The sequence below is a fragment of the Aquimarina sp. BL5 genome, assembly GCF_003443675.1.
In the GTDB taxonomy this organism is placed as follows: domain Bacteria; phylum Bacteroidota; class Bacteroidia; order Flavobacteriales; family Flavobacteriaceae; genus Aquimarina.
The window spans coordinates 2546132-2566616 of the sequence record NZ_CP031963.1; the positions used below are offsets into that span (position 1 = coordinate 2546132).

The window sequence follows — 20485 nt, forward strand, 5'->3', positions numbered from 1 at the left end:
ATTATAAAAATGATATTAAAAAAAGAATACCCTGAATTGTTTCAATTTTTTGTCGGTTATTTTCCTGATGCAGATTTTGAAGGTTTAAGTGATGAAGAAATAGTATTAAATTATATTTCCGATTGCAATAAATCTGAGAAATCAATGCGAGAATTAGAACAAGCCAAGAAAGAGCTTAATACTTTAATCCCTAATGTTCATAAACATTGGAAAGAAATTAGTCTTGAGTCAAATATTTATTTTGAAAATATTGAAGCAACTGAAGAGTGGTTAAATAAAATAAAATTAGAATTAGAGAAATATGAGTCAGATAATTCGGATTTGGAATCCGAGATTGACTAAGTAATATAAGGCTCTACGAATATCTCGCGACTTCGCAGCGATAAGAGTAAGAATATAAAAGTAAAGACCAGTTACATTGATTTGTGGCTGGTTCAACTGAACGGTTATATCAATAGTCAACCAAACCTATCTTATTTTCAAAACATCCTACCAAATTTGCAAATAGATTAGTGTTTTCAATTCAACAAACAAAATAATTATACCTCCTTTGGATCTTAATCAAAAGAGAGGGGGCTAGTTTATGACCTAATAATAACAAAAATGAAACAAGAACAACAACTATTATATAAAGTCATGCGCAATTTTGAAGGAATGCAAAAGATTGAAGTATTTGATCTTTTGCATCGAATGGAAGTTTTGTTATACTATGCAAAAAGCCCCTTACAATCGGATCATCTTAAACGCATTATTTCATCTGATATGGATCAAGAAAGCGCTGTAGATCCTTTTGGGTTTACAATCTTACCAAACGGTAACTTCTGTGAGTTTGAGGGATCTAATGACTGGATTCATATTTATAAAGAGGTGAGAAGAGGTTTTAGTTGGTGGAACCCTATCACTACTTATTATTTTAAAACAAAATATGCACCATTAGAACTTTTAAGACTAAACAAAAGCAACCTCTTAGAAAATGTACAAAATACCCCTCACGAAATTGAGATAAGTGCTTTTTTAATGGCACATAATATTTCAAAAAGGGATTCGCAAGGAAATTTACTGCTATTGGGATTATAATATAAAGCAGTATAGAAACTAACAACTTAAAAAAATCAGCACTATGAACCTATAAATACATAAAAAGGGAAAATAACTAATACCAACTCTGATATAAAATGATCGCCCAATAAAATTAAATTATTTTGGTTTCAGACGAGAATGAAAATATCTGGATAGCCATAGCTATCAATATATTTTATGACGAAGTATGAGAGTAAAAGAAATAATTTTATAAGATTATTTTATGTGAGAGATGGTATCAAACACACATCGTCTATGGAACCTATGGATATATTTTATCAGATTCTGCACGAAGATCTGAATCCATTGACCAGCCAAACAACTCAAAAATTTAATTCGCCAAACTCTAAAAACCAAAAACCAAATCATGAATTAACCAAAGAAGAAAATAATAGTAAAGAAAAAGAGAGATACTCATTTTATGAAAACCTGTTATCTGATACTTTAAAAAAAGTAAAGAGAGATATTCATAATAAGGTATTTCGATGTATTGATGATCCCAGTAGTATTAATTCTATTATACAGAATCATCAAATTTTACTTCTTAACTACTGCAAGGTCATTGAGCAAACCTATCTTCCGGATGATAAAAACGAGAAATATCAAATTTCAGAGGATAAGTCCATCACTGATATTTTCAAATTAGTATATCAGACTCTAGATACGATTTTAGACTACCTAGAAGCATTTTTCTACAAATATTTGGAGCATTCTCTTGAGATGCCATATCAGCGAAAGTTATGGTTTGCCTATAACCAGAAAAGTCGTTGTACCGAATTATCCCTATTAATTGAAAAATCTAATATCAGTACAGAACTGAAACATTTGATCAGCGCTCCATTAAAAAGCATCTCAAAAAATGAACTGGTAAAACTTACCTATTCTCAGAAATCATATTACTTGTTATATATAAAGGTGTTGCGAAAACTTTTCCTTAAAGGAAATCCGAATATTTCGGAAATATATGCACTAATGATTAGTCTGGATTTTAATACATTCCATATATTCTCCTACATTTCAAAAAGAGCTAAAAAAAGAGTGAACGGAGTATCGAGTATCCATAAAAAACTGGTGATTCTCTTTGGATATTTAAAAGAACTCAAAGCCATTGCCATAACTAGTAATCAAAGATTTAATCCAGAATTACCTTCATTAAAAGAACAGCTCTTGGTCAAGACTACAGAGGAAATCCTGTTTTATCAAAAAGTAATTGATAGAAAACCTCAAGTCAAAGTACAAAATGATAATAATGAGATATACTCAAATCAGAAAAAACTTCTTAAGATATCCGTTTCAGAAATATCTTTGATCACCAGATTGTTATATGAGCAGGGATTATTAGACGGGTCTAAAAAAACATTTTTTGAGTTTATATCTAATAATTTTAAGACATCTAAAAGGGATATAATTTCTCCGGAAAGTTTAAGTAACCGATATTATTCCATCCCTGAAAGTGCTAAAATCTCGGTAAGAAAAATGTTGAGAGCGATACTAAGACAGCTTAATTCGATTCAAAGCGAAAGCTAATTTTTAGTGTTTCAATCTCACAAAGACAAATTCAACCAAAATTTCACAAAATTTTATGAAAATAAGGGGTTGTAAAAGGGTTCAGTTTTTCAACGTGTTTTGTGGGCTGAGTGGTATCTAAACACTATTTTTTAGATAAATACCATGTTTTTTTGAATTTCAAATTATTGATTTACAATTCTTTAAACTTTTCTTCAGGGGTTGTAAACCCTTTTACCACTGTTTTGGTATGATTCTATTGTTTCTCTTTACACCCAGATAAAAGAGAAATTAAATAATAATGGAATCAACCGGATCAAAACAGAATGTATTACTTCAGAAAGAATTACCATTCGGAGAGAAAATTCTGAAACAGCATCTTGATCTATTTAGTGACAAAATAGATACTGATTCCTTATTTATTTCAAGACAAGAATTTCTCAGACAATTAGAAATCAATGCAAACAAATAGTAATATGGAAGTAATCGTATTAGAATCAGAAGCGTATCAACATCTACAAAAAGAGATGATGCAAATGGTAAGAACCACCATTCGCGAGGCAAAGGAAGAAGCCATGGCGAATATGGATCCAGCTAATGATTGGTTATCAGCTCAAGAAGCTAAGGAACTTTTAGGAATCAAAAGCAAAACCAAATTACAGGAATTGCGAGATTGTGATGAAATCCGATATTCTAAAGCAGGAAAAGTCATTCGATATTCTAAGAGAAGTATTTTGGAATATCTCGATAGACATATTGTACTGTAAACTTTTGTAAACATCTCAGATTATTATGCTAACACTAGAAGAACAATTGTTATTTATAAAGGAACAACGCAAAGATTCCATAAGATTGATACAATGCTTAGAGGAACAATTTGGTGATCGATACAGACACATATTTACAGAGAAAGTGAATCATACTGTTTTCTGCTGTGACTCTGTATTATCTTCTTTAAAGGAACTTCAATCTCTTAAAAATACATCTTATGGAAAATAGTAAAGCACTAAAAGGTTATTATGATTTTAGTAGGTTGTTTACGGCAACAAAAACGTTTATCGATACCCATAACAGAAACCATGATCAGCTCACAAAACGCTTAAATGCTAATCATAGGGCCACCGCAGAATTAATTACACGACTGTATGCAAAACAATTGAATCAGGCGATCACATTGGGTGAAGATATCACAGAAAGTCTTCCTGGGTTTACGACCTTTAATCCAAGTTTAGCCTCTTGTAAAGGATGTACAGTTCGCACGATCATCAATCACAAAGAACGTTTAAAAGCAGCTGGATTTATAACCAATGAGATCCATAGAGGGAAATCCGGGATAGAACTATGGATCAATCCAAGCATTTTTCAGGCTAAAAAAGTATCAACAATTCATAACAATATTCAAATAATAAAAGAGGTTTATAACCTCAAAGTGAAAAATTTTCACCCATTAGTTCATGAACAACAAGAACTAAAAAATAATAATAGCAGTGTGAATAAGTTAACAACCAAAAAAGAAGGAGTTCGCTTATCAGCTCACAGGCAAGAAATAACTGCCGTTACAGGAACCCCACAAGAACAACACAAGAACATCAGGGAAAGCCGAAATTCTGCTTCTAAAAAGCAAGAACAGATTGCAAAATCTACAAATGCCAAAGAAGTGGATTCGGCTTTTTTATTACAACTAGTGCGCGATTTTTGGAACTACACCAGAATACTTCTGTACCCAGATATTAAATTGAGTCAACCTGAAGAAACTGAAATCCTAAACGCTATTTGGTCGTCCGTATATCGAAAATTTAAAATAACTGGAAGCAAAAAAGATTGGGAAGGCTATCAGGAGATTCTTTACAAACGAATCGATATGGTTTCCAGATGGCTGGAACGGAATCCCAGTCGCTGGATTCCACCGCCACATTTGTATTTCAATCCAGAAAACAAACGCAATGGGTTTAATAAAACCTATGAATGGTTTTTAAAACAAGAATTGTTGAAGAAAGAAATCAGAAACCAGATCCTGATTCAGAAAACTGAATACGAATGGAATGATCATAAAAAAGGGAAAGGAAGACACAAAAACAAAACACGTTTACAACTTTTTAGAATACAACAACAACGCTTGTCACAGTACAAAGACGACCGTTTACTTAGTCAGTATGAAAAGAGTTTACATAAAGTCGTAAACACGTAAACAATGATACATCCCAATCCAGATCAGGCATTGAGTAAATGCATTGTATACTTTCACGATGGTAACTCCAGAACCTTTTATTCATTTGACCAAAAACATAAAAGATCCAAACCTAATCAGGCATTAGGAATCCGAAGATTGGAAAAAATGCTATTGCAACATTTTAAAGGTACCTGGGAGACTGCTATTATTTATGAGAATAAGATTAATGGGAAAGAATTGGCTAAGTATAAGAATGGGATAAGAATTTCATAGTAGAACTATGATTCTTATCCCAATCAAATAAAAATACTACTCTTTTTAAATTTTATGTATTAATCACAATCCCCATTAGTAAACCAATTTGTTTGGTATTGAGTAGCCGGTATTCTACCTGAGTAATTGAATTGAACTCTGCCTCCTCCAGCCGTATAACTTCTGTAGTTTGATATAAGAAGATTTCTAAATTGAGTGCGAAGAAATGATGGGGCATAATTTCCAGTCCCATAAAGTCTCACGATCTCATCCATGGTGATCTCCAAGATTTCAGCTGATAATTCTGCAGCTGCTCCAGCAGAAAAATCACCCCCAATACTATAGTTAGTTGGAATTCCAAAAAGAATTGGCTGAGGAAAACTAATATTAGTCGCTCTTTGAATTCCATTTTGTGAAATCACAACAATATTAAAATGAACACCTTTTACTGCGGCTTCTTGATATAAAGAACCTGGGTAAGTTTGAAAATTGAAACTTTCACAACTTGGATCTTCAGTATCATCTGAAGAGCTGCTACTGCCTCCTCCCTCACTTCCTAATGGATCATCTGGAAATATTATGGAAGGAGCATCAGAACTAACACAACTAGTAGCTGTTCTTATTAAATCACAATAATCTCCAACTACTTCTCCTCCAACACTTACTTCGGTACAGGCATAATAATATGTTGTTGTGCAGTCTAGAGATTTACTTAAACTATCATTTAAAGCCAGATTTCCATTTTTATATTCATAACTTCCGTTTGTTTTTCCGCTCCAATCTTCCACCTCTATAAAACCTGTAAATGGTTTTGAACTTTCTGTAGGAATTACTTTTATCAACTTAAGTTGCAAATTACCTTCTTCTCTATATGCAATAGCATATGAATTGTTAGAAATAGGATATAGTTTATTTTTGTTTGCACTTTTACTAATGTATTCATCATCTAATCCACTAATAGGAAAAATTAACACTTCTTTTTCATCTATTATTTTATAAATAGCTTGATCCCATTTAATTTCTATAAACTCTACTCCATTTTCCAGTCTTTGATGTTGTTTTTTATTGAAAATGTCTTTTACTTCTGAAACAGTAATACCTTGTGTAATGTCAGAATCAGATTGGAGTTCGCAAGAACCCAGTAGCAATACTAATACTAGTAGAGCTAAAAAATTTAATACTTTCATAATGTTTTTATTTTTGTTAAACACTTAACTTGTTAGGTAGTTCTTGATAATTTTATTTGTTACCCAGATTTATTTATATTTTTTAATGGAACGTTAATTTCACTCCTCCACCCCGAACTCCTTAAATATCATCCGAACCTCATAAGGGTATAATAACTGTCTCCTACCCGTATTCAATCCTTTAATTTTCTTTAACCGCAATCGCAGCGTTTCCCTGCTAATTCCAAAACGGATTGCCAACTCGGCCTTACTCCAAAATCTATAGATCATTTTATGGGTGTTATGGGTTCACAAAAGTGTTTTTTAAGATGCAAGAACCAAATGTTTACAATACAATCTCAAAAAGCACTTATACACTACCAAATTATCACAATAATGATGGATTTCCATAACTAAAACAAGCTTATACAAGCTTGTTTGCAGGGTATTTATACATACTATTTCTTTGATAGAAAACAAAGAGTATGTTTAAGTGGATCGCTGGTGGATTGGCTGCTTTATTTTCTATTCGATACTTGTCTCGTTTACAAAAAGCGAGTACCAATATCACTTCTCGAATTCGGGTACGGATTCATAAAGTGAACCTAATGGGTATTGAATTAAAAGCGATGGTACAATTACAAAACCCTAATCCAGTAACCTTACGATTACAACATCCTTTTGTCAAGATTTTGCATAAAAACAAACTTCTAGGAAGCTCTACGGTAGAAAATACAGTAATCGAGATTACAGAAAACAGCCAAAAAGATTTTGATCTATATATTCAATCTGCGGGGTGGTTAACATTGATTCAAATATTGGGCACCAAAGTAGCCAGCGACATACGTTTGGGAAATCCCATACAACTGAACTTGCAAACGCAAATCATTACCCGTGTTAATGGCTTGCCCTATGAACAAACAGATACGATTACACTACAACTCTAATGAAAGCGCAAACAAAAAGACATATCCGTGCTACTAGAAGCTTTGATCATTTGATTCCATCAAGTGTTCAAAAGGATACCGTTATGGTCGGTGCTGGCAAAGCAAAATTAGAAGACACCTTACAATTAATGCAACTCGTAGTAGGAGAGACTTTGCAAGACACTCAGAATCTCGCTTCTAAATTAAAAGGCCACAATGTGACTGACACTTGCAAAAGGATTTGGAATTTCGTGTATCAACACATCCAGTACAAAATGGACAAAATCGGTGTTGAACAGGTTCGCAGGCCTTCCAGAACCTGGGCGGATCGTTTTACGGGTGTAGATTGTGATTGTTACACTGTGTTTATAGGAAGTATTCTTACGAATCTTGGAATTCCATTTAAAATGAGAATTACCAAATACGGAGGGAAACATCATTTTCAGCATGTATACCCAATAGTCCCTATTCCCAATGGACATATTGCCATCGATTGTGTAGCCGATCAGTTCAATTATGAAGTCCCCTATTCCGAAAAAAAAGACATCAAAGCTATAGGCTCATTTAGTATTGATGGCCTGGGAACCTTAAGTGGAGTAGATATGGCCGATATTAGTCTGAATGCACTAGAAGGATCATCGATTCCATTAAGAAAAATAATAGTTCCTAAAAGAGAACAATCACGCTGTCCCATCCCAATTGAAAATGCCAAACTGCCTCTGGCAGAGAAATCAGGACGCGTCCTGTCTCCTTTTCGATTGAATGATGGAAAACAGATCAAAACCATTGCTCCTAAAAAAGATTTTAAACTATTAAATTTTTTAATTCTTTCAGGAATATCAGTAGCAGCAGGAATTGGAGTTTTAAAGCTCCTCACCCGTAATACAAAAAGCAAAACTGGCGGAACCAGAAACAAAACTCGTAATGCTAGTAAAAAGAAGCAACATAAGAATAGAAAAAGGTCATTGACCTGATAATAAGAATAGTATGGAATTACACCGATTAGACGGCTTTGATGCCACAGGATTAGATAGTTTGGATATTAGTAGTATCCAAAGTTCGAGTGAGATAATAAATGGAGTCTCTGACTCCGCCCCGGAGATTGCATATGAGATATTAGATGATGATGGAAATGTGGTTATGTATGCTGACCTGGATGAAAACATTTATGTGATTGATGGTTTGGGAGGTTTCTTTAAAAAGATCGGAAAAGGTCTAAAAAAGTTTGGTAAAAAAGTGATTAAACCTGTTGTAAAAACTTTCAACCGATTTTTAAATCCTGCTACGATTTTACTTAGAAACGGATTTCTATTAGCGATGAAGATCAATATGTTCAAGGTAGCAGAGAAATTACGCTATGGATATCTCAGTGAAGCAGAAGCCAGAAAACGAGGTGGAGATATGCGCAAGTTTGCCAAAATGCGTAAAGCCATTTCTAAAGCAGAGAAGATTTATGATATGGCTGGTGGCAAAGTCAAGAATCTTAAAAAAGCAATTCTCAAAGGAAAAGGAAATAAGGATAAGCAGGTGCCACTTAGTGGATATGCTTTAGGAAACCCATTCGATGATGGAGAACCGGATGTTTTTAATGATCCTTTCGAAAAATTTGTAGTAGAATCAGATCCTGATGTGGTGGAAGCATTTTTGAATAATGAGATTCAGATAGAAGGATTGGGAGCTATAGCGACTAGTGCGTCTATTGCTGCAGCAACCAGTGCTGTGGCAGGAGTTGCAGCTTTAGTAGGAAAGATTGGTAACATTTTCACTAAGGGAAAAGAGGTAAAAGAACAAGCGGAGAGTTTATTTAAAAAACCAAAGCAAGTATCTCCTGTCAGATTTGGAGATCCAAGACAGCAACAATTTCCTGTACATAATTTTGGACCTGCTTTTCCGGGAAGACCGGTTAATCAACAGATGATACAAAATAAAGCATTACCTCAAAATACAAATACCAATACTCCAGCAAAGGAAAGCTTTTTTAAAAAGCATAAAACACCCATTCTTATTGGAGCTGGAATATTGGTAGTCGGAACTGGTGTTGCCATTGCAATGCGATCTGGTAAAAAGAAAACTACTAGAACAATCTCTGGAACTCCGAAAAGACGATCACAGAGAGGTAGACAAAAAACAACATCAAGAGATGCTTTAGGAAGGTTTACCAAAGGCTCCGGAACCCGGAGAGGTAGAAAAAAAGACCCAACAAGAAAAGCTCCAGAGAAACTTGTGCCAAAAGCATTATTGTAAAAACAGAAATCGAAATTTATTATGAAAACAAAAGCAAATACAAAAAATAGCCTTCTGGAAGTTGGAAAACATCTCAGTACTGGAATGTTAGGAATGATCGCAGGATCAGCTGTAGGAAGGTACTCCCTTGGATTGGGTGCGTTGACTATTTTCGGGGGAGCCTACTATGGTAAAGACTGGATCACTTCAGCTGGGGTCGGCATGGCATTTTCAAACGGATTTGGAGGAAAACCACAAACCGCTAATGGTGTTGATGGAATTAAAGACAATCTTGATGATGCCAAAGATCGTGCTATCAATTCTCTAAAAGCCATAGGTAAAAAATTATATCTGGATAAGTTATCCCCTTCCCTGGCACAGAAACTGGCACTTGGAAATATTGAAGATCGTCCACTCGTGTTTATGGGATCCGAAGTTGTAGATACAGGAGATTTTGATACCAGCGAAGTTGATGAGATCATCCGAAAAATTGAAAACGGGGAACAATTACCCACTATCGATATTCAGCAGGATTTTGCTAATGGATTTGATGGGGATATCAGCGGAATTGATAGCATACAACTCAGCGGATCAGAAGATATCAGTGAACTCAATGCGGTAGCATAAGAATAGTACAGAGTATCGAGTAGTGAGTACATAGTATAAGACTCTGACTGCTCGATACTCATTACTCATTACTAAATACTTAATACTAATTATGATGAATACAATTAAAAAAAGTTCAAGATCACAGTTCTTAGAAATTGTGAATGCTCATATCTCACTAAGAGATCAGGCTAAGAAATATGATCCCGCTATGGTGAATGTAGCGACAGGGATCAAAGAAGGTAGACTGCAACTAGCTGATACCGCTTACTATGCGATCAAGTTTGCAGGAAACAAAGCTAATATTGATATGTTCGAGACTCAGGATGCTAAAGAAATTGGGATTACTAATGTCACACAAGCCAAGCTTCAGAAAGATCGATTGTTTTTGTGCAACCGTATTATCCTGTTAGCTGCAGAAATTGAAGGGGATCTTCCAGGAAGTGATTCAGCGCTTAAAAGAGTCATCAAACAAACCAATTTTGATAGTATCAAAAAAGTAGGTGGGTTGCAAAACGGAGTGTTCTCACTGATTGCTAATAAGAAGATTATTATTGATGAACGTCCGATGCAGGAATTTGCCACCGATGGTAATACGATGCTGAACCTTGGAACGTATTTTTTAGAAAGTCCACGCTTTATTCGTGATGATGAAGAATTCGAATTCAATATCGAACTTGGTGATGATGCTCCTGAGAAAGCACTGATCAAAGTAGTACTCGCCGGAACAGCTACTGTCCCCGCCTAGGCACGAGCCGTGCCGGGCAAAAATTAAAATGAATATTCAATACTAATTAGATGAACGCAGAAGAACAAGAAAACACAAAGGAAACAAGGGTTGTATTTTCCTTTAAGGTGGAAAAGCAGAACGGACTTGTTACCGTGGATAATTTTGAGTTGCCAAAACACACCAACCTAGTTAAAGGGATTCAACTAATATCAGAGTATCCAGATCGATTATACTACCGAGGAAAACAACGTATTGAGATTGGTGGCGAAGAACTCTTTCCTGATGGTTTTGAGAGTAAAATTTTGATGTCTTCTTTAAGTGTAGCTCCCAGAGAACGTTTTTTTGAACTAGGTGATGTGTTACCTGGAGACCTTTCGGTAAAGGTTCGTTTTGAAGATAAAGATCATAGTAATGCAACTTTCGAAAGAGGTTACACAGTTACAATTATCTTACTAATTAGTGAACGGTTGTAGATAAAGTTAACCAAAGGAAAATTTAACGATTTCTAGTTATGAAATGTATAATTAAAGAAGAAAACAATAAAAGTAGTAATAGTACTGTTATAGTGCGGAGGAAGTTTGTCCCTATAAAATTTACAATCCAAAGGGAAAACCAATTTTTGAACGCAGGGGCAAAACTTCCATTCACTACTGCAAAAGTCAATGCACTTTTAGTTACTTCTAGAGTCGAAAAAAAATGTAGTGATTCACCTATCACCCCCAGATATTATTTTGGAATTACAGATTCTAAAATGGAAGACGAACGTTTTCTTCAATTTGATGATGGTATTGAATATAATGACACCTATTCCCCTGATATTTATGTAGAGCAGCAAACCGAAGGATGGTGGTATTTTGCACATCCTGCAACAGATAGGTTTCCCTTTTATCAGGGAGATGGTTTTTTGAAACCACTTGAAGAATACAAGGAGTTAAACCTTCAATTCGAAGGACAATGTAATCCTGATCTTTTCTTTTTATGGAGTGGAATTCATACGGGCTCTACTTTTATAACCTTTGAAGAATATACTTAATCTACATCTCACAGTATGGTACTAGGAACACTATCATTATTTCAGAAACGAGGGATTTTCTATAAGGAACAACAACTATCCTCTGAAGACAAGTTCTCAAAAGTTATTGCTCAAGAATTAGTTCCGGACAAGGGGTTGAAGTTACTAGATACTCCAGAACATCAACAATTGACGCTGGTGGATGAATCAGGAAACACGGATTACATCACCGCTTTTTATCAAGATGAAGGACAAGCTACTTATCCATACGAAGTAACCGTATGGCTATTAATTGAAGAGGCTCCAGAAGAGCTTTTATAAAAGGAATTACTAATCAATTATCTCCGCTAAAGTAAATACATAAATCACGCAATGCGTGCATAAGAGTGGGATAATAAAACACACAATGTGTGATGAGGGAAGAATTTGCACTGCAGTATGCAGATAGAAGAGCCAAGGAACGAGGGTACGAGGACTACAGGATTGTTTATCGGGAGTTTATGATACCTCCTATGGGGGTGTTGAAGTTTCAGGCAAATAATGAAATATGGTTAGTGACGTATATCTCTTGGGGACTGATCGTGAAATCGGATTATGGACGCTATGATAATTGGTATACACAGGGAATTGCGGAGAATGCTCACGAACATGGAGATCGGATAGAAATTATCAATACCCGAAAGTATCAGCGCACCATTCGCTTTTTACAAGTGATTCTAAAAACAAAGGATGATGGAAGCAAGGCATAGAAAACCCGGATCAGTAAGATTGAACGAGGAGCAGTATGCAGAAATGGATCGATTGGGGTTTACTAGTGAAAGTGCTTATGTAAAGTATAAGATGCAACAAGGTCAGTCCAAGCTTGAAGTTCTGAAAACAACTTCTGAAAATGATACAATTCGACAATTACCTGCAGATGGTATGTCTCGTCGGGGAAGTGCTGAGGTAGAAAACAAGCTTACTATTCAACGGCTATCCATAGAGAATCGAAAGTTACAGGAGAAACTGGAAGAAGTATCCAAAAGTAGTCAGGAAACCTTAAACGGAGTGCATCATAAAGTGCATAGTATGCTTCAGGAAGAACTCCAGAAACGAGACTTTGAAGAACTCAAAGAGTCTTTTGCAAAAAGTAAAAAGGAGATAGATAAATTAGAAAAAGACCTCAGTGAATCCAAGAAAGAAACCGAAATCAAACAAGAAGAAATTGAAACCTTGGTTAAAAAGTTAGGGTTTGTAGAGTTAGGAAAAGTCCTCCTCCCTAGTGCTATCTCAGTATTAGCCAAACAGTACCCCAATCAGATGAAAGGGATCGCAGGAACACTAGGGAGGTTAGGTATCAGCGATGCACCTGAAAATATAGATAAAGAGGAAGATCAAGATTATCTAATTCAAATTCTAAATCACCTCACTGAGGTGTTTACTGAAGAGCAGTTTGAACAAGTCATTCAATTGATGCTCCAGTTAGGGGGTCAGATCAAAGATGATCAAGGGCTTCTCCAGAAGATAGGATATTACTTAAATCAATTACAAGAAAAGAAGTCACAAAATAAAAAAGAAGCATAGAAACAATGTTAACTCTGGAACTTTGATTCTTTGCCACTTTGAAACTTATAAAAACTAAAAAAGGAAATTATGCAAACACCAATCACTGTAAACATAGCAGTCAAAGATAAAGCAGAAGCACATCAAGTAAAAAAAGCTTTTGAAACGATGAATAGGAATTTTGGGGCTAAAGGCATTATAAGGATGGAACATCTATTTCTAAACGATGCTTTTATCCGAAATCTGGTTAAAATCAAAATAAAAAAAGGATAATTCATGGCACTCCCCGCAGCACTGGCAGTGAAAGCAATAAAGAAAAGACCAAAGCTTACTATTGGTAGCACTACTATTTCTGTGCTACTAGCTACAGGATTAGGAGCTGTTGTCTTTTTGGGAATCCGAGCATTAGTTCGAAAATTCAAAAAGGATATTCGTGAGGGACAAGCCTTGGAGGAAGGAAACCCAGCCAATTTTGCTATTCGTTTAGTCATGGCTTTTGAAAATGATAATGCTTTTGGATGGGGAACGGATGAAGAATCCTTATTCAGAACCTTAGAGCAAATCCCAACTGCTAGTATGATGCGAAAAGTACAACGTGCTTATAGAGATCTGGAAGGCAGAAATCTTTCAGCTGACTTGCAAAGCGAACTCACTACTGAAGAGTTTGCTATTGCTAATGAAATTATTAATTCAAAAAGATAAGATCTATGCGACAAAATATAACAACTGCGATCCGCAGAAAAAAGAAAGTCCGAGGCGGAGTCGCAGGGCGACAGCCAAATAAAAATAAAAAGAAACCACTTACTCAAAAGCAGATTGTAATGATAGGATTAGGAGGTGGCGTGATTCTGGGAATAGGGTATCTAGCGTATAACCACTTCAGAAATAAAGCTGCTACAAGGCGAAGCTTTACAAATGATCCAATTACAATTCCTTCTGAAGACACGATAACAACGCCAAACTTGCCAATTGCTACCTCTGGTAGCTTTCCGGTGAAGAGAGGTGCTCGAGGTGCTTTGGTGAGTATGATACAAAATGTACTCCTGGCTAAAGGTGGACAAGCCGCCATGATCATCAAAGAAACAAGTTTTAGAAATGGTCGTGTGGATGGGATTTTTGGAAAAGGAACAGAACGAGCATTACGAGCTGCTGGATTTCCTTCTGCCATAACACAATCTAATTTTACCACTTTAGTTGGCAAAACCACAACATCAGGATTTGATGCAGCATCGATCTCTAAAGAAATCATCGATGCTGCCAATAAAAGAAACCTTTTTGGCGTATTGAATGGATTAAAGAAAATAAATTCCGTAAGCCAGTATCAATCTGTGAGTACTTTTTTTCAGGGAGTGCGGATTGCCGGGATCAGGGTCACTTCTTTAGTAAATGCACTTCTTAGTGTGGCATTCAAACAAAAAGAGTTAGAGAAAGTAAAAATTCGATCAGAGTTTAGACGTATGGGACTCAAACAAAACGCACGAGGCGTGTGGTTTATCCCAGGACTAGGAGGTGTCATCGACACCTTTATAAATAATCAGGATCGTATTAATAATGAATGGAACTTGGCAATTGCTGTAAAACCGACATTGCTTAAATCAACTGATGGATCCTTTATTGTTCCAGAACTAGCTCCCAATACAGTCGTAGGATATATCACGGGAATGGAGAATGGTACTACCAGGATTCTAACACAATCCGGAGAAACCGTCTTTGCTCCTACCAGAAACCTATCCTCCTTCTAACTGTCAGAGACAGGTTTATTATTTATAAGTAAAACGGAAAACGAATCTCAAAAAAAAACAATAGAACACATGAAAAAAGTAATTCGATGGTTACAACCAATCTTTGATAAATTCAAACCGCTTTGGAGCTACTTTAAAGTATGGAGAGAGCTTTCTTCCTTAGCAGTTGGATTAATTCTATGGATCCATAGTGCCGTATTTCTTCGATGGATAGATCCTACAGCAGGAACCTATGATGCCGGAGTATTTCAGGTATATCTATTTGCAATCATTGGGGTTTTTATTCTACACGGAATTGTACGCATACTAATGAAACTAATCTGGCCCACCTCAGAAGATTATTTAGACCATCATTTTAGAAACGATTTTAATACCATAACACCATGGCAAAAGCTAAAATTATCTACTTTTATATTCTTTGCTTTCTTGTTTGCAGTAGCATTATTAGCCAGGACTTTGTAAGCCAGACAGAAACTCAAATTAATGAGCGACACAAACGTGAATGCGTGAAAGAATTGTATGATTCTCAGATAGGAGTTCGCGAAGTTGGTGGCGCTAATAGAGGATCTCACGTAGAGATGTATCTGGAGAGTGTGAATTTAGGTCCTGGATATGCTTGGTGTGCAGCTTTTGTTTCTTGGGTTTATCAGAATGTAGGTATTCAGAACCCGCTCAGCGGGTGGGTACCGAGTTATGCATTACAGCGTAAACGTATTTATCAAAAAGGAAAGTTTGAAGCAAAAGAGCCACAAAAAGGAGATGTATTTATGATTTGGTATCACAAATTAAATCGTCCGGCACATATTGGTTTTATAGATGAATGGAATTCTACTTGGATTGTTACTGTAGAAGGGAACACCAATGATAATGGATCCAGAGAAGGCGATGGTGTTTACAAAAAACGAAGGCTCAAAAAACAAATATGGGCAGTATCTGATTTCATTGGTAGTCGGTAGCACCGACAAGCAAAAATTACCATCAACTATGCTGGCAAAGAGTTTACAAATATTACAAAGCAAAGGATACAAGGTGTATAGAGAACCTTATAGACTCAATATTGTGGGGTATCGCAGTCGTTTTATAAATAGTAACCATTTTGATGATGAGATACATGTTTTCTATACCAATGATAAAGGAAAATGGGTATATCATATGTTTAAAGCAACTACAGATCCTGGGCAATATTGGTTGTATAACCCTATGCATTCTCAAGGAACTGCTTTTCTAAAAAAAGGACAGTATGTAGATGCCTACAGTTTAGGATTACATCGAGGAGTGTATCAGGCATTAATCCAAAAAAAACCAGTAAGCGTCATTCGTAACTATGAACGAAAGGGACTCTTTAAATGGTTTGAATCTGGATTTCAGGATACAGGAAGATTTGGAATCAACATCCACCGAGCTAGAAAACAAGGAACAACCAAAGTGATTGATGATTTTTCTGCAGGGTGTTTGGTATTTGCCAATGCTGATGATTTTGAAAGTTTTCTAAAACTTTCTAATGAACACAGAAAACGATATGGAAATTCTTTTACGGTAACCTTAGTAGATTTTAGAGATGAAAGAAGAAGACGTTTACAATTAGCTGCTTGGGGATCAATAGCCGCTGCCGGAGGGTTGCTATTACTATCCGTTCGACAAGCTCAGAATAAGAACAGAATGAACTTATGAGAATATCGAAAAACACACAGAAAGCTGGTTGGATACTCATCGGGAGTATGCTTGGATTTATTGTAGCTAAAAAATACGTTCCAAAGGAAACCTATCCCTTTATATTAATTGGAGGGTTCATCGGGACCTGCCTGGGTGAAGAATTAAATACAGACAACAACGTACTATGAAATGGAATATCAAACTTCAAAAAGATAAAAGAAAACGTTGCCAAGCTTTTATCAAAGCTTTGGAAAAACTATCATCTAAGTATGGAGTAGCGATTGATAGCTTTGGAGCTCCATATGTTTTAGAAAACCCGCAAAGGATTACCTATGAAGTAGATGATGATACAGAATCTTTGGAATCGTTATGGGAAGGCAAAGAAGGATATGATTCTTTCGCAAATAAAAACTTAGCAAAATAGTATGGAATCTTCACAGTTAAAAGGAACATATTTTGAAGGCGAGCAACCTATTAAGCTAAGAGCTTATTATAAACATGAACTAGCAGCTTTGTATAATGTATGCACCAAAACTTTTTCTTCTTGGATTCACACTTATTTAGAGGAATTGCAAAAGTTTGGGTATAAAAAAAGCACAAAATTACTACGCCCTGAAGTGGTACGCTTTCTATTCGAACGATTAGGGGAACCATAGGTCAGGCTATAATCGGTAATGAACGGATTACTAAAATAATATATATAGTAACCCTGCGATAATTAAAACCAGTAGCACAAGAATAATCCAGCTATTCCTTAGCTGTTTTTGTTGACTATTTATTTGATCTCTTAATAGGTTTTGATCCTTTTGATGTTGTTGTTCTGCATATTCCATCTTCTGATCTTTATCCCTTAAAGCATTTTGGCGTTTTTTATGAATATCTATTGTAGATTGAAAAAACACACCGACAGCAGTTGGAGTAGAAAATGATTTATCAGATACCCTTTGCAATAATGTCACATCACTATCGTGACCAATACCGGTAATAAAAGGAACCGGAAGTTCAATTGCTTTTTTACAAAGTTCCAATTCATTGAAAACCTCCAATCCATTTCCGCCTCCTCGTACAAATACCAATAAGTCCGTCTCTGAAAAATCATAAGAGTTCATAAAGTTCAGCATCGCTGTTTGAGAAGAAAGGCTACATTTATGGTGACAAATCTCATAATAATCTTTGTCATATAGAGCATTCGAATAATCATCCTTGGATGTCGAATTCTCACCCATTATAATATCGATCCTAGGCTTATCTTTTCTTTCAATAGTATTTATTAATAAGTCTTCTATACTTGGAAATTCACGGTCATAACGTTCCCGGATGATATCGTATTCTACTTTATCAATTAATTGAACATCTTTTTCAAGCTTTAGCACTTTGGTAACTCTGAAATATACCTTAAGCCTCGAATCATTATCTATTGATTGCGCTTTATTTATATATCCCTGAAATTGATAGAAACGTTTTGAAACAAGCTTTGATTTGATTTCTTGAGGGACTTGGATGGTAAGCTGATTTCTTTTGTTCTTATCTGTCAAACGGTCGTAATAAACCTTACCATACAATTTTCCTTCCTGATCAAAATAAAAGCCCTCTATATTTATCAACTGAGCATCAAGAGATGAAGATAAGCTTTGAGAATAAATATCCATCAAAGTGCCTACAGAATACTGATTATTCATAAGAGAAAAACATTGTTTATGTATCTTTTCTTAAAGGTAACAACAAGTAATAAAATGGGGAAATATTATTGTAAAAAAATATTTTTCTGTGATAATGTTGGAAAGCATATTGCCGTAGATATTACTTATTATGAAAAAAAGGAGAATATATTGTTTCCTATCTTTCTAATGTCGCAATTGTATTACTTGTTTTAAGAATCTTATCTCCTCTTCAAATTAAAAGATATTTTTATAAGAATAACACCCCAACCAGAAACTAAGATCTAGCAATGCCATATCATTACGTCTAGATATTCCTAAATAATGATCAAGAAAAAAAATACAGTTGCTCAAATTAGCAAAAGAGCCAAACAAATCCGAAAGAAAGGAGAGAAATGGACCAATGCGATCAAAAGAGCTTCTAAAGAATTAAAATCCAAGAAGAATACTCTTGGAACAACTTCAAAAACTCCTTCTTATACCATCAGCGGATTAGGTGGCTTAAAAGAATCTACTAACGCTACTCCAATTCCAGAGATTAATATCACGTTTTCGAGAAAAAGAAAGGTTAACGGGAAAATAGGCTCAGCAAAGGATGTAGCTACGACGGTATCCAAATTTTATACAAAGAATACTATAGAAGTTAGAGAACAGTTCTTTGTGTTGTATTTAGATAATAGTAATAAAGTTCTGGGATATCATACACATTCTGTTGGTGGCATCAAAGGAAGTGTTGTAGATATACGAATTCTCTTCTCCGTTGCACTAAAAAGTTTGGCGACAAGTATCATAATCGCGCACAATCATCCATCTGGAACCTTAAAACCAAGTACTTCAGATATTCGAATAAACTCTAAAATTAAACAAGCAGGGGAATTACTAGATATTCAGTTATTAGATCACATCATTCTTACCAAAGAGAGCTTTTACTCATTTGCAGAAGAAGGGAAATTATGAAAGAACTAATTCTATTAGACTTATTCTCTGGAATTGGAGGATTTCCTGAAGGATTAAAAGAGGCTGGTTTTCGATTCAAAAAACATTATTTCAGTGAAATTGATCCTTTTGCAATCGCTAATTATTCTTACAATTTCAAAAACTCAATCTATGCAGGACCTATCGAAGACATCAAAAAAGGAACAATCACAAAACCAGATATTATCACCTTCGGTTCCCCTTGCCAAGATCTTTCGATTGCTGGAAAACGGGAAGGGATCAAAGGAAGTAAAAGCAAACTCTTTTTTGAAGCAATTAGAATCCTTAACCTCTATAAACCCAGTCTGTTTATCTTTGAAAACGTCAAAGGACTTTTCTCTAGTAACCAGGGCAAAGACTTTGAAATCGTACTTAAATCGTTTGCCAACCTTGGGATATATGACATCCAATGGCAATTGCTTAATACTTCCTGGTTTCTCCCCCAGAATCGAGAGCGTATCTACCTTGTCGGATCACTTAGAGGACAAACCCGCCCCGAAGTATTTCCTATCGGAGAAAGCTGTCAAAAGACTGAAAACTGCACTAGAAAAAAACTCTCGGAAGCCAACATTTCTTCAACAATACATACCAAAGCAGGTGACTCATACGTAAAAGATAATCCTTATATATTAACCATTAGAAGCGGTAGAAATGTAAAAAGAGGATCAAAAGTAGAGTTTAGAAAAGATGTTAATACCAATTGTCTTACCGGAGTTCCTCAAGACAATTTATTGCACAATAATTGGATGCCATTAAGAAAGGAACGTACGGAGAAAGCTAAAAGAATTCGAAAAAATCATCAAAAAGAAGGAAATGATTATGCTCCATTTCAGGAAAAGCAATTTGTGCCTCGTATGGATGGTAAAACAAGTGCTATTCTGGCACAAGGATATCGAGATAACCTATTAACCAATTTAGAGTGTATCCGTAAATTCACTCCTTTAGAATGTGAACGTTTACAGGGTTTTCCGGATCATTGGACAAAATATGGTGTTCGGGATGGAAAACAAATAGAGCTTAGTGACAGTAGACGGTATCAATTGATCGGAAACGCGGTTAGCGTTCCTGTAGTTAAAATGGTTGGAATACAACTTATAAAAAGTATGTTCAAGCAGAATAGTAGAAAGAAGAATAACGATCGAAATATTCTAAAGCTACAATCAAAAGCTTTACGACTTCAACTTTTATTCTCAAAATCATAACCCATCCCGAACTATCCAGAAAGTAATACGATCATTTAGGAT

30 protein-coding genes are annotated in these 20485 nt (G+C 35.4%); 28 read left to right on the forward strand and 2 right to left on the reverse strand.

What is annotated here, in order from left to right:
- The first annotated feature begins 9 nt into the window (after positions 1–9).
- The 8 genes from D1818_RS10945 to D1818_RS10975 all read left to right on the forward strand — a co-directional run bounded on the left by D1818_RS10945 (position 10) and on the right by D1818_RS10975 (position 5029).
- Positions 10–342 carry a hypothetical protein gene (locus D1818_RS10945; protein WP_118458891.1) on the forward strand — a complete coding sequence of 111 codons (333 nt, stop codon included), beginning with the start codon at positions 10–12 and terminating at the stop codon, positions 340–342.
- A 261-nt stretch (positions 343–603) separates the two neighbouring features.
- On the forward strand, positions 604–1077 hold the full coding sequence (locus D1818_RS10950) for a hypothetical protein (RefSeq protein ID WP_118458893.1): 474 nt from the start codon (positions 604–606) through the stop codon (positions 1075–1077).
- Between the two features lie 180 nt (positions 1078–1257).
- Positions 1258–2607 (forward strand): hypothetical protein, encoded by a 1350-nt coding sequence (locus D1818_RS10955; protein WP_147406102.1) that lies wholly within the window; start codon positions 1258–1260, stop codon positions 2605–2607.
- A gap of 280 nt (positions 2608–2887) precedes the next feature.
- Positions 2888–3058, forward strand: a complete 171-nt coding sequence (locus tag D1818_RS25300) for a hypothetical protein (RefSeq protein WP_158596895.1) — start codon at positions 2888–2890, stop codon at positions 3056–3058.
- 4 nt (positions 3059–3062) lie between these two features.
- On the forward strand, positions 3063–3353 hold the full coding sequence (locus D1818_RS10960) for a helix-turn-helix domain-containing protein (protein ID WP_158596894.1): 291 nt from the start codon (positions 3063–3065) through the stop codon (positions 3351–3353).
- Between the two features lie 25 nt (positions 3354–3378).
- On the forward strand, positions 3379–3585 hold the full coding sequence (locus tag D1818_RS10965) for a hypothetical protein (RefSeq protein ID WP_118458900.1): 207 nt from the start codon (positions 3379–3381) through the stop codon (positions 3583–3585).
- Positions 3575–4774 carry a hypothetical protein gene (locus D1818_RS10970; protein ID WP_118458902.1) on the forward strand — a complete coding sequence of 400 codons (1200 nt, stop codon included), beginning with the start codon at positions 3575–3577 and terminating at the stop codon, positions 4772–4774. The genes D1818_RS10965 and D1818_RS10970 overlap by 11 nt, the downstream gene beginning before the upstream one ends.
- Before the next feature lie 3 nt (positions 4775–4777).
- A complete protein-coding gene (locus D1818_RS10975) occupies positions 4778–5029 on the forward strand; it encodes a hypothetical protein (protein ID WP_118458905.1) in 252 nt (83 codons plus the stop codon).
- 59 nt (positions 5030–5088) lie between these two features.
- Here the strand turns inward: D1818_RS10975 and D1818_RS10980 are convergent, their stop codons facing one another.
- Positions 5089–6195, reverse strand: coding sequence for a hypothetical protein (locus D1818_RS10980; protein WP_118458907.1), 1107 nt, complete (start codon positions 6193–6195; stop codon positions 5089–5091).
- A gap of 464 nt (positions 6196–6659) precedes the next feature.
- Here D1818_RS10980 and D1818_RS10985 point away from each other — a divergent pair, with 464 nt between their 5' ends.
- The 18 genes from D1818_RS10985 (at position 6660) to D1818_RS11070 (ending at position 17264) form a co-directional block, all read left to right on the forward strand.
- Positions 6660–7121 (forward strand): hypothetical protein, encoded by a 462-nt coding sequence (locus D1818_RS10985; protein ID WP_118458909.1) that lies wholly within the window; start codon positions 6660–6662, stop codon positions 7119–7121.
- On the forward strand, positions 7121–8074 hold the full coding sequence (locus D1818_RS10990) for a hypothetical protein (RefSeq protein ID WP_118458911.1): 954 nt from the start codon (positions 7121–7123) through the stop codon (positions 8072–8074). The genes D1818_RS10985 and D1818_RS10990 overlap by 1 nt, the downstream gene beginning before the upstream one ends.
- Before the next feature lie 13 nt (positions 8075–8087).
- On the forward strand, positions 8088–9344 hold the full coding sequence (locus tag D1818_RS10995) for a hypothetical protein (protein WP_118458914.1): 1257 nt from the start codon (positions 8088–8090) through the stop codon (positions 9342–9344).
- A gap of 21 nt (positions 9345–9365) precedes the next feature.
- Positions 9366–9950, forward strand: coding sequence for a hypothetical protein (locus D1818_RS11000; RefSeq protein WP_118458916.1), 585 nt, complete (start codon positions 9366–9368; stop codon positions 9948–9950).
- Between the two features lie 94 nt (positions 9951–10044).
- Positions 10045–10677 carry a hypothetical protein gene (locus D1818_RS11005; protein WP_118458919.1) on the forward strand — a complete coding sequence of 211 codons (633 nt, stop codon included), beginning with the start codon at positions 10045–10047 and terminating at the stop codon, positions 10675–10677.
- Between the two features lie 50 nt (positions 10678–10727).
- Positions 10728–11132 (forward strand): hypothetical protein, encoded by a 405-nt coding sequence (locus tag D1818_RS11010; RefSeq protein WP_118458922.1) that lies wholly within the window; start codon positions 10728–10730, stop codon positions 11130–11132.
- Positions 11133–11170: 38 nt separating this feature from the next.
- The gene (locus D1818_RS11015) at positions 11171–11692 is read left to right on the forward strand and encodes a hypothetical protein (RefSeq protein ID WP_120752382.1); all 522 of its coding nucleotides are present in this window, start codon (positions 11171–11173) and stop codon (positions 11690–11692) included.
- Between the two features lie 15 nt (positions 11693–11707).
- Positions 11708–11992, forward strand: coding sequence for a hypothetical protein (locus tag D1818_RS11020; RefSeq protein ID WP_118458926.1), 285 nt, complete (start codon positions 11708–11710; stop codon positions 11990–11992).
- A gap of 92 nt (positions 11993–12084) precedes the next feature.
- Positions 12085–12420: a hypothetical protein gene (locus tag D1818_RS11025; RefSeq protein ID WP_118458928.1), complete on the forward strand. Its 336-nt coding sequence runs from the start codon at positions 12085–12087 to the stop codon at positions 12418–12420.
- Positions 12404–13234 (forward strand): hypothetical protein, encoded by an 831-nt coding sequence (locus D1818_RS11030; protein WP_118458931.1) that lies wholly within the window; start codon positions 12404–12406, stop codon positions 13232–13234. The genes D1818_RS11025 and D1818_RS11030 overlap by 17 nt, the downstream gene beginning before the upstream one ends.
- A 69-nt stretch (positions 13235–13303) precedes the next feature.
- Positions 13304–13486, forward strand: coding sequence for a hypothetical protein (locus tag D1818_RS11035; RefSeq protein ID WP_118458933.1), 183 nt, complete (start codon positions 13304–13306; stop codon positions 13484–13486).
- Positions 13487–13489: 3 nt separating this feature from the next.
- Positions 13490–13915, forward strand: coding sequence for a hypothetical protein (locus D1818_RS11040; protein WP_118458935.1), 426 nt, complete (start codon positions 13490–13492; stop codon positions 13913–13915).
- Positions 13916–13920: 5 nt separating this feature from the next.
- Positions 13921–14955: a peptidoglycan-binding protein gene (locus tag D1818_RS11045; RefSeq protein ID WP_118458937.1), complete on the forward strand. Its 1035-nt coding sequence runs from the start codon at positions 13921–13923 to the stop codon at positions 14953–14955.
- A 69-nt stretch (positions 14956–15024) separates the two neighbouring features.
- On the forward strand, positions 15025–15417 hold the full coding sequence (locus D1818_RS11050) for a hypothetical protein (protein WP_118458939.1): 393 nt from the start codon (positions 15025–15027) through the stop codon (positions 15415–15417).
- A gap of 44 nt (positions 15418–15461) precedes the next feature.
- Positions 15462–15911, forward strand: coding sequence for a CHAP domain-containing protein (locus D1818_RS11055; protein ID WP_233558499.1), 450 nt, complete (start codon positions 15462–15464; stop codon positions 15909–15911).
- Positions 15823–16626, forward strand: a complete 804-nt coding sequence (locus D1818_RS11060) for a hypothetical protein (RefSeq protein ID WP_233558498.1) — start codon at positions 15823–15825, stop codon at positions 16624–16626. The genes D1818_RS11055 and D1818_RS11060 overlap by 89 nt, the downstream gene beginning before the upstream one ends.
- 166 nt (positions 16627–16792) lie before the next feature.
- Positions 16793–17032, forward strand: a complete 240-nt coding sequence (locus tag D1818_RS11065; RefSeq protein ID WP_118458946.1) for a hypothetical protein — start codon at positions 16793–16795, stop codon at positions 17030–17032.
- Between the two features lies 1 nt (position 17033).
- Entirely contained in the window at positions 17034–17264 is a 231-nt protein-coding gene (locus tag D1818_RS11070; RefSeq protein ID WP_118458948.1) for a DUF4248 domain-containing protein, read from the forward strand.
- A gap of 30 nt (positions 17265–17294) precedes the next feature.
- On the opposite strand, the gene D1818_RS11075 is transcribed toward D1818_RS11070, so the two are convergent.
- On the reverse strand, positions 17295–18287 hold the full coding sequence (locus tag D1818_RS11075; RefSeq protein ID WP_118458950.1) for an exodeoxyribonuclease VII large subunit: 993 nt from the start codon (positions 18285–18287) through the stop codon (positions 17295–17297).
- Positions 18288–18590: 303 nt separating this feature from the next.
- Between D1818_RS11075 and D1818_RS11080 the strand changes: the two genes are divergently transcribed.
- On the forward strand, positions 18591–19223 hold the full coding sequence (locus D1818_RS11080; protein ID WP_118458952.1) for a RadC family protein: 633 nt from the start codon (positions 18591–18593) through the stop codon (positions 19221–19223).
- Positions 19220–20443: a DNA cytosine methyltransferase gene (locus tag D1818_RS11085; RefSeq protein WP_118458954.1), complete on the forward strand. Its 1224-nt coding sequence runs from the start codon at positions 19220–19222 to the stop codon at positions 20441–20443. Before D1818_RS11080 ends, D1818_RS11085 begins: the two co-directional genes overlap by 4 nt.
- Positions 20444–20485: the final 42 nt, after the last annotated feature.

Excerpts from the sequence above, each read along its gene's own strand:
- D1818_RS10945 (WP_118458891.1), top strand. The coding sequence starts at position 10 with ATGATATTAAAAAAAGAATACCCTGAATTGTTTCAATTTTTTGTCGGT.
- D1818_RS10950 (WP_118458893.1), top strand. The coding sequence starts at position 604 with ATGAAACAAGAACAACAACTATTATATAAAGTCATGCGCAATTTTGAA.
- D1818_RS10955 (WP_147406102.1), top strand. The coding sequence starts at position 1,258 with ATGACGAAGTATGAGAGTAAAAGAAATAATTTTATAAGATTATTTTAT.
- D1818_RS25300 (WP_158596895.1), top strand. The coding sequence starts at position 2,888 with ATGGAATCAACCGGATCAAAACAGAATGTATTACTTCAGAAAGAATTA.
- D1818_RS10960 (WP_158596894.1), top strand. The coding sequence starts at position 3,063 with ATGGAAGTAATCGTATTAGAATCAGAAGCGTATCAACATCTACAAAAA.
- D1818_RS10965 (WP_118458900.1), top strand. The coding sequence starts at position 3,379 with ATGCTAACACTAGAAGAACAATTGTTATTTATAAAGGAACAACGCAAA.
- D1818_RS10970 (WP_118458902.1), top strand. The coding sequence starts at position 3,575 with ATGGAAAATAGTAAAGCACTAAAAGGTTATTATGATTTTAGTAGGTTG.
- D1818_RS10975 (WP_118458905.1), top strand. The coding sequence starts at position 4,778 with ATGATACATCCCAATCCAGATCAGGCATTGAGTAAATGCATTGTATAC.
- D1818_RS10980 (WP_118458907.1), bottom strand. The coding sequence starts at position 6,195 with ATGAAAGTATTAAATTTTTTAGCTCTACTAGTATTAGTATTGCTACTG.
- D1818_RS10985 (WP_118458909.1), top strand. The coding sequence starts at position 6,660 with ATGTTTAAGTGGATCGCTGGTGGATTGGCTGCTTTATTTTCTATTCGA.
- D1818_RS10990 (WP_118458911.1), top strand. The coding sequence starts at position 7,121 with ATGAAAGCGCAAACAAAAAGACATATCCGTGCTACTAGAAGCTTTGAT.
- D1818_RS10995 (WP_118458914.1), top strand. The coding sequence starts at position 8,088 with ATGGAATTACACCGATTAGACGGCTTTGATGCCACAGGATTAGATAGT.
- D1818_RS11000 (WP_118458916.1), top strand. The coding sequence starts at position 9,366 with ATGAAAACAAAAGCAAATACAAAAAATAGCCTTCTGGAAGTTGGAAAA.
- D1818_RS11005 (WP_118458919.1), top strand. The coding sequence starts at position 10,045 with ATGAATACAATTAAAAAAAGTTCAAGATCACAGTTCTTAGAAATTGTG.
- D1818_RS11010 (WP_118458922.1), top strand. The coding sequence starts at position 10,728 with ATGAACGCAGAAGAACAAGAAAACACAAAGGAAACAAGGGTTGTATTT.
- D1818_RS11015 (WP_120752382.1), top strand. The coding sequence starts at position 11,171 with ATGAAATGTATAATTAAAGAAGAAAACAATAAAAGTAGTAATAGTACT.
- D1818_RS11020 (WP_118458926.1), top strand. The coding sequence starts at position 11,708 with ATGGTACTAGGAACACTATCATTATTTCAGAAACGAGGGATTTTCTAT.
- D1818_RS11025 (WP_118458928.1), top strand. The coding sequence starts at position 12,085 with ATGAGGGAAGAATTTGCACTGCAGTATGCAGATAGAAGAGCCAAGGAA.
- D1818_RS11030 (WP_118458931.1), top strand. The coding sequence starts at position 12,404 with ATGGAAGCAAGGCATAGAAAACCCGGATCAGTAAGATTGAACGAGGAG.
- D1818_RS11035 (WP_118458933.1), top strand. The coding sequence starts at position 13,304 with ATGCAAACACCAATCACTGTAAACATAGCAGTCAAAGATAAAGCAGAA.
- D1818_RS11040 (WP_118458935.1), top strand. The coding sequence starts at position 13,490 with ATGGCACTCCCCGCAGCACTGGCAGTGAAAGCAATAAAGAAAAGACCA.
- D1818_RS11045 (WP_118458937.1), top strand. The coding sequence starts at position 13,921 with ATGCGACAAAATATAACAACTGCGATCCGCAGAAAAAAGAAAGTCCGA.
- D1818_RS11050 (WP_118458939.1), top strand. The coding sequence starts at position 15,025 with ATGAAAAAAGTAATTCGATGGTTACAACCAATCTTTGATAAATTCAAA.
- D1818_RS11060 (WP_233558498.1), top strand. The coding sequence starts at position 15,823 with ATGGATCCAGAGAAGGCGATGGTGTTTACAAAAAACGAAGGCTCAAAA.
- D1818_RS11065 (WP_118458946.1), top strand. The coding sequence starts at position 16,793 with ATGAAATGGAATATCAAACTTCAAAAAGATAAAAGAAAACGTTGCCAA.
- D1818_RS11070 (WP_118458948.1), top strand. The coding sequence starts at position 17,034 with ATGGAATCTTCACAGTTAAAAGGAACATATTTTGAAGGCGAGCAACCT.
- D1818_RS11075 (WP_118458950.1), bottom strand. The coding sequence starts at position 18,287 with ATGAATAATCAGTATTCTGTAGGCACTTTGATGGATATTTATTCTCAA.
- D1818_RS11080 (WP_118458952.1), top strand. The coding sequence starts at position 18,591 with ATGATCAAGAAAAAAAATACAGTTGCTCAAATTAGCAAAAGAGCCAAA.
- D1818_RS11085 (WP_118458954.1), top strand. The coding sequence starts at position 19,220 with ATGAAAGAACTAATTCTATTAGACTTATTCTCTGGAATTGGAGGATTT.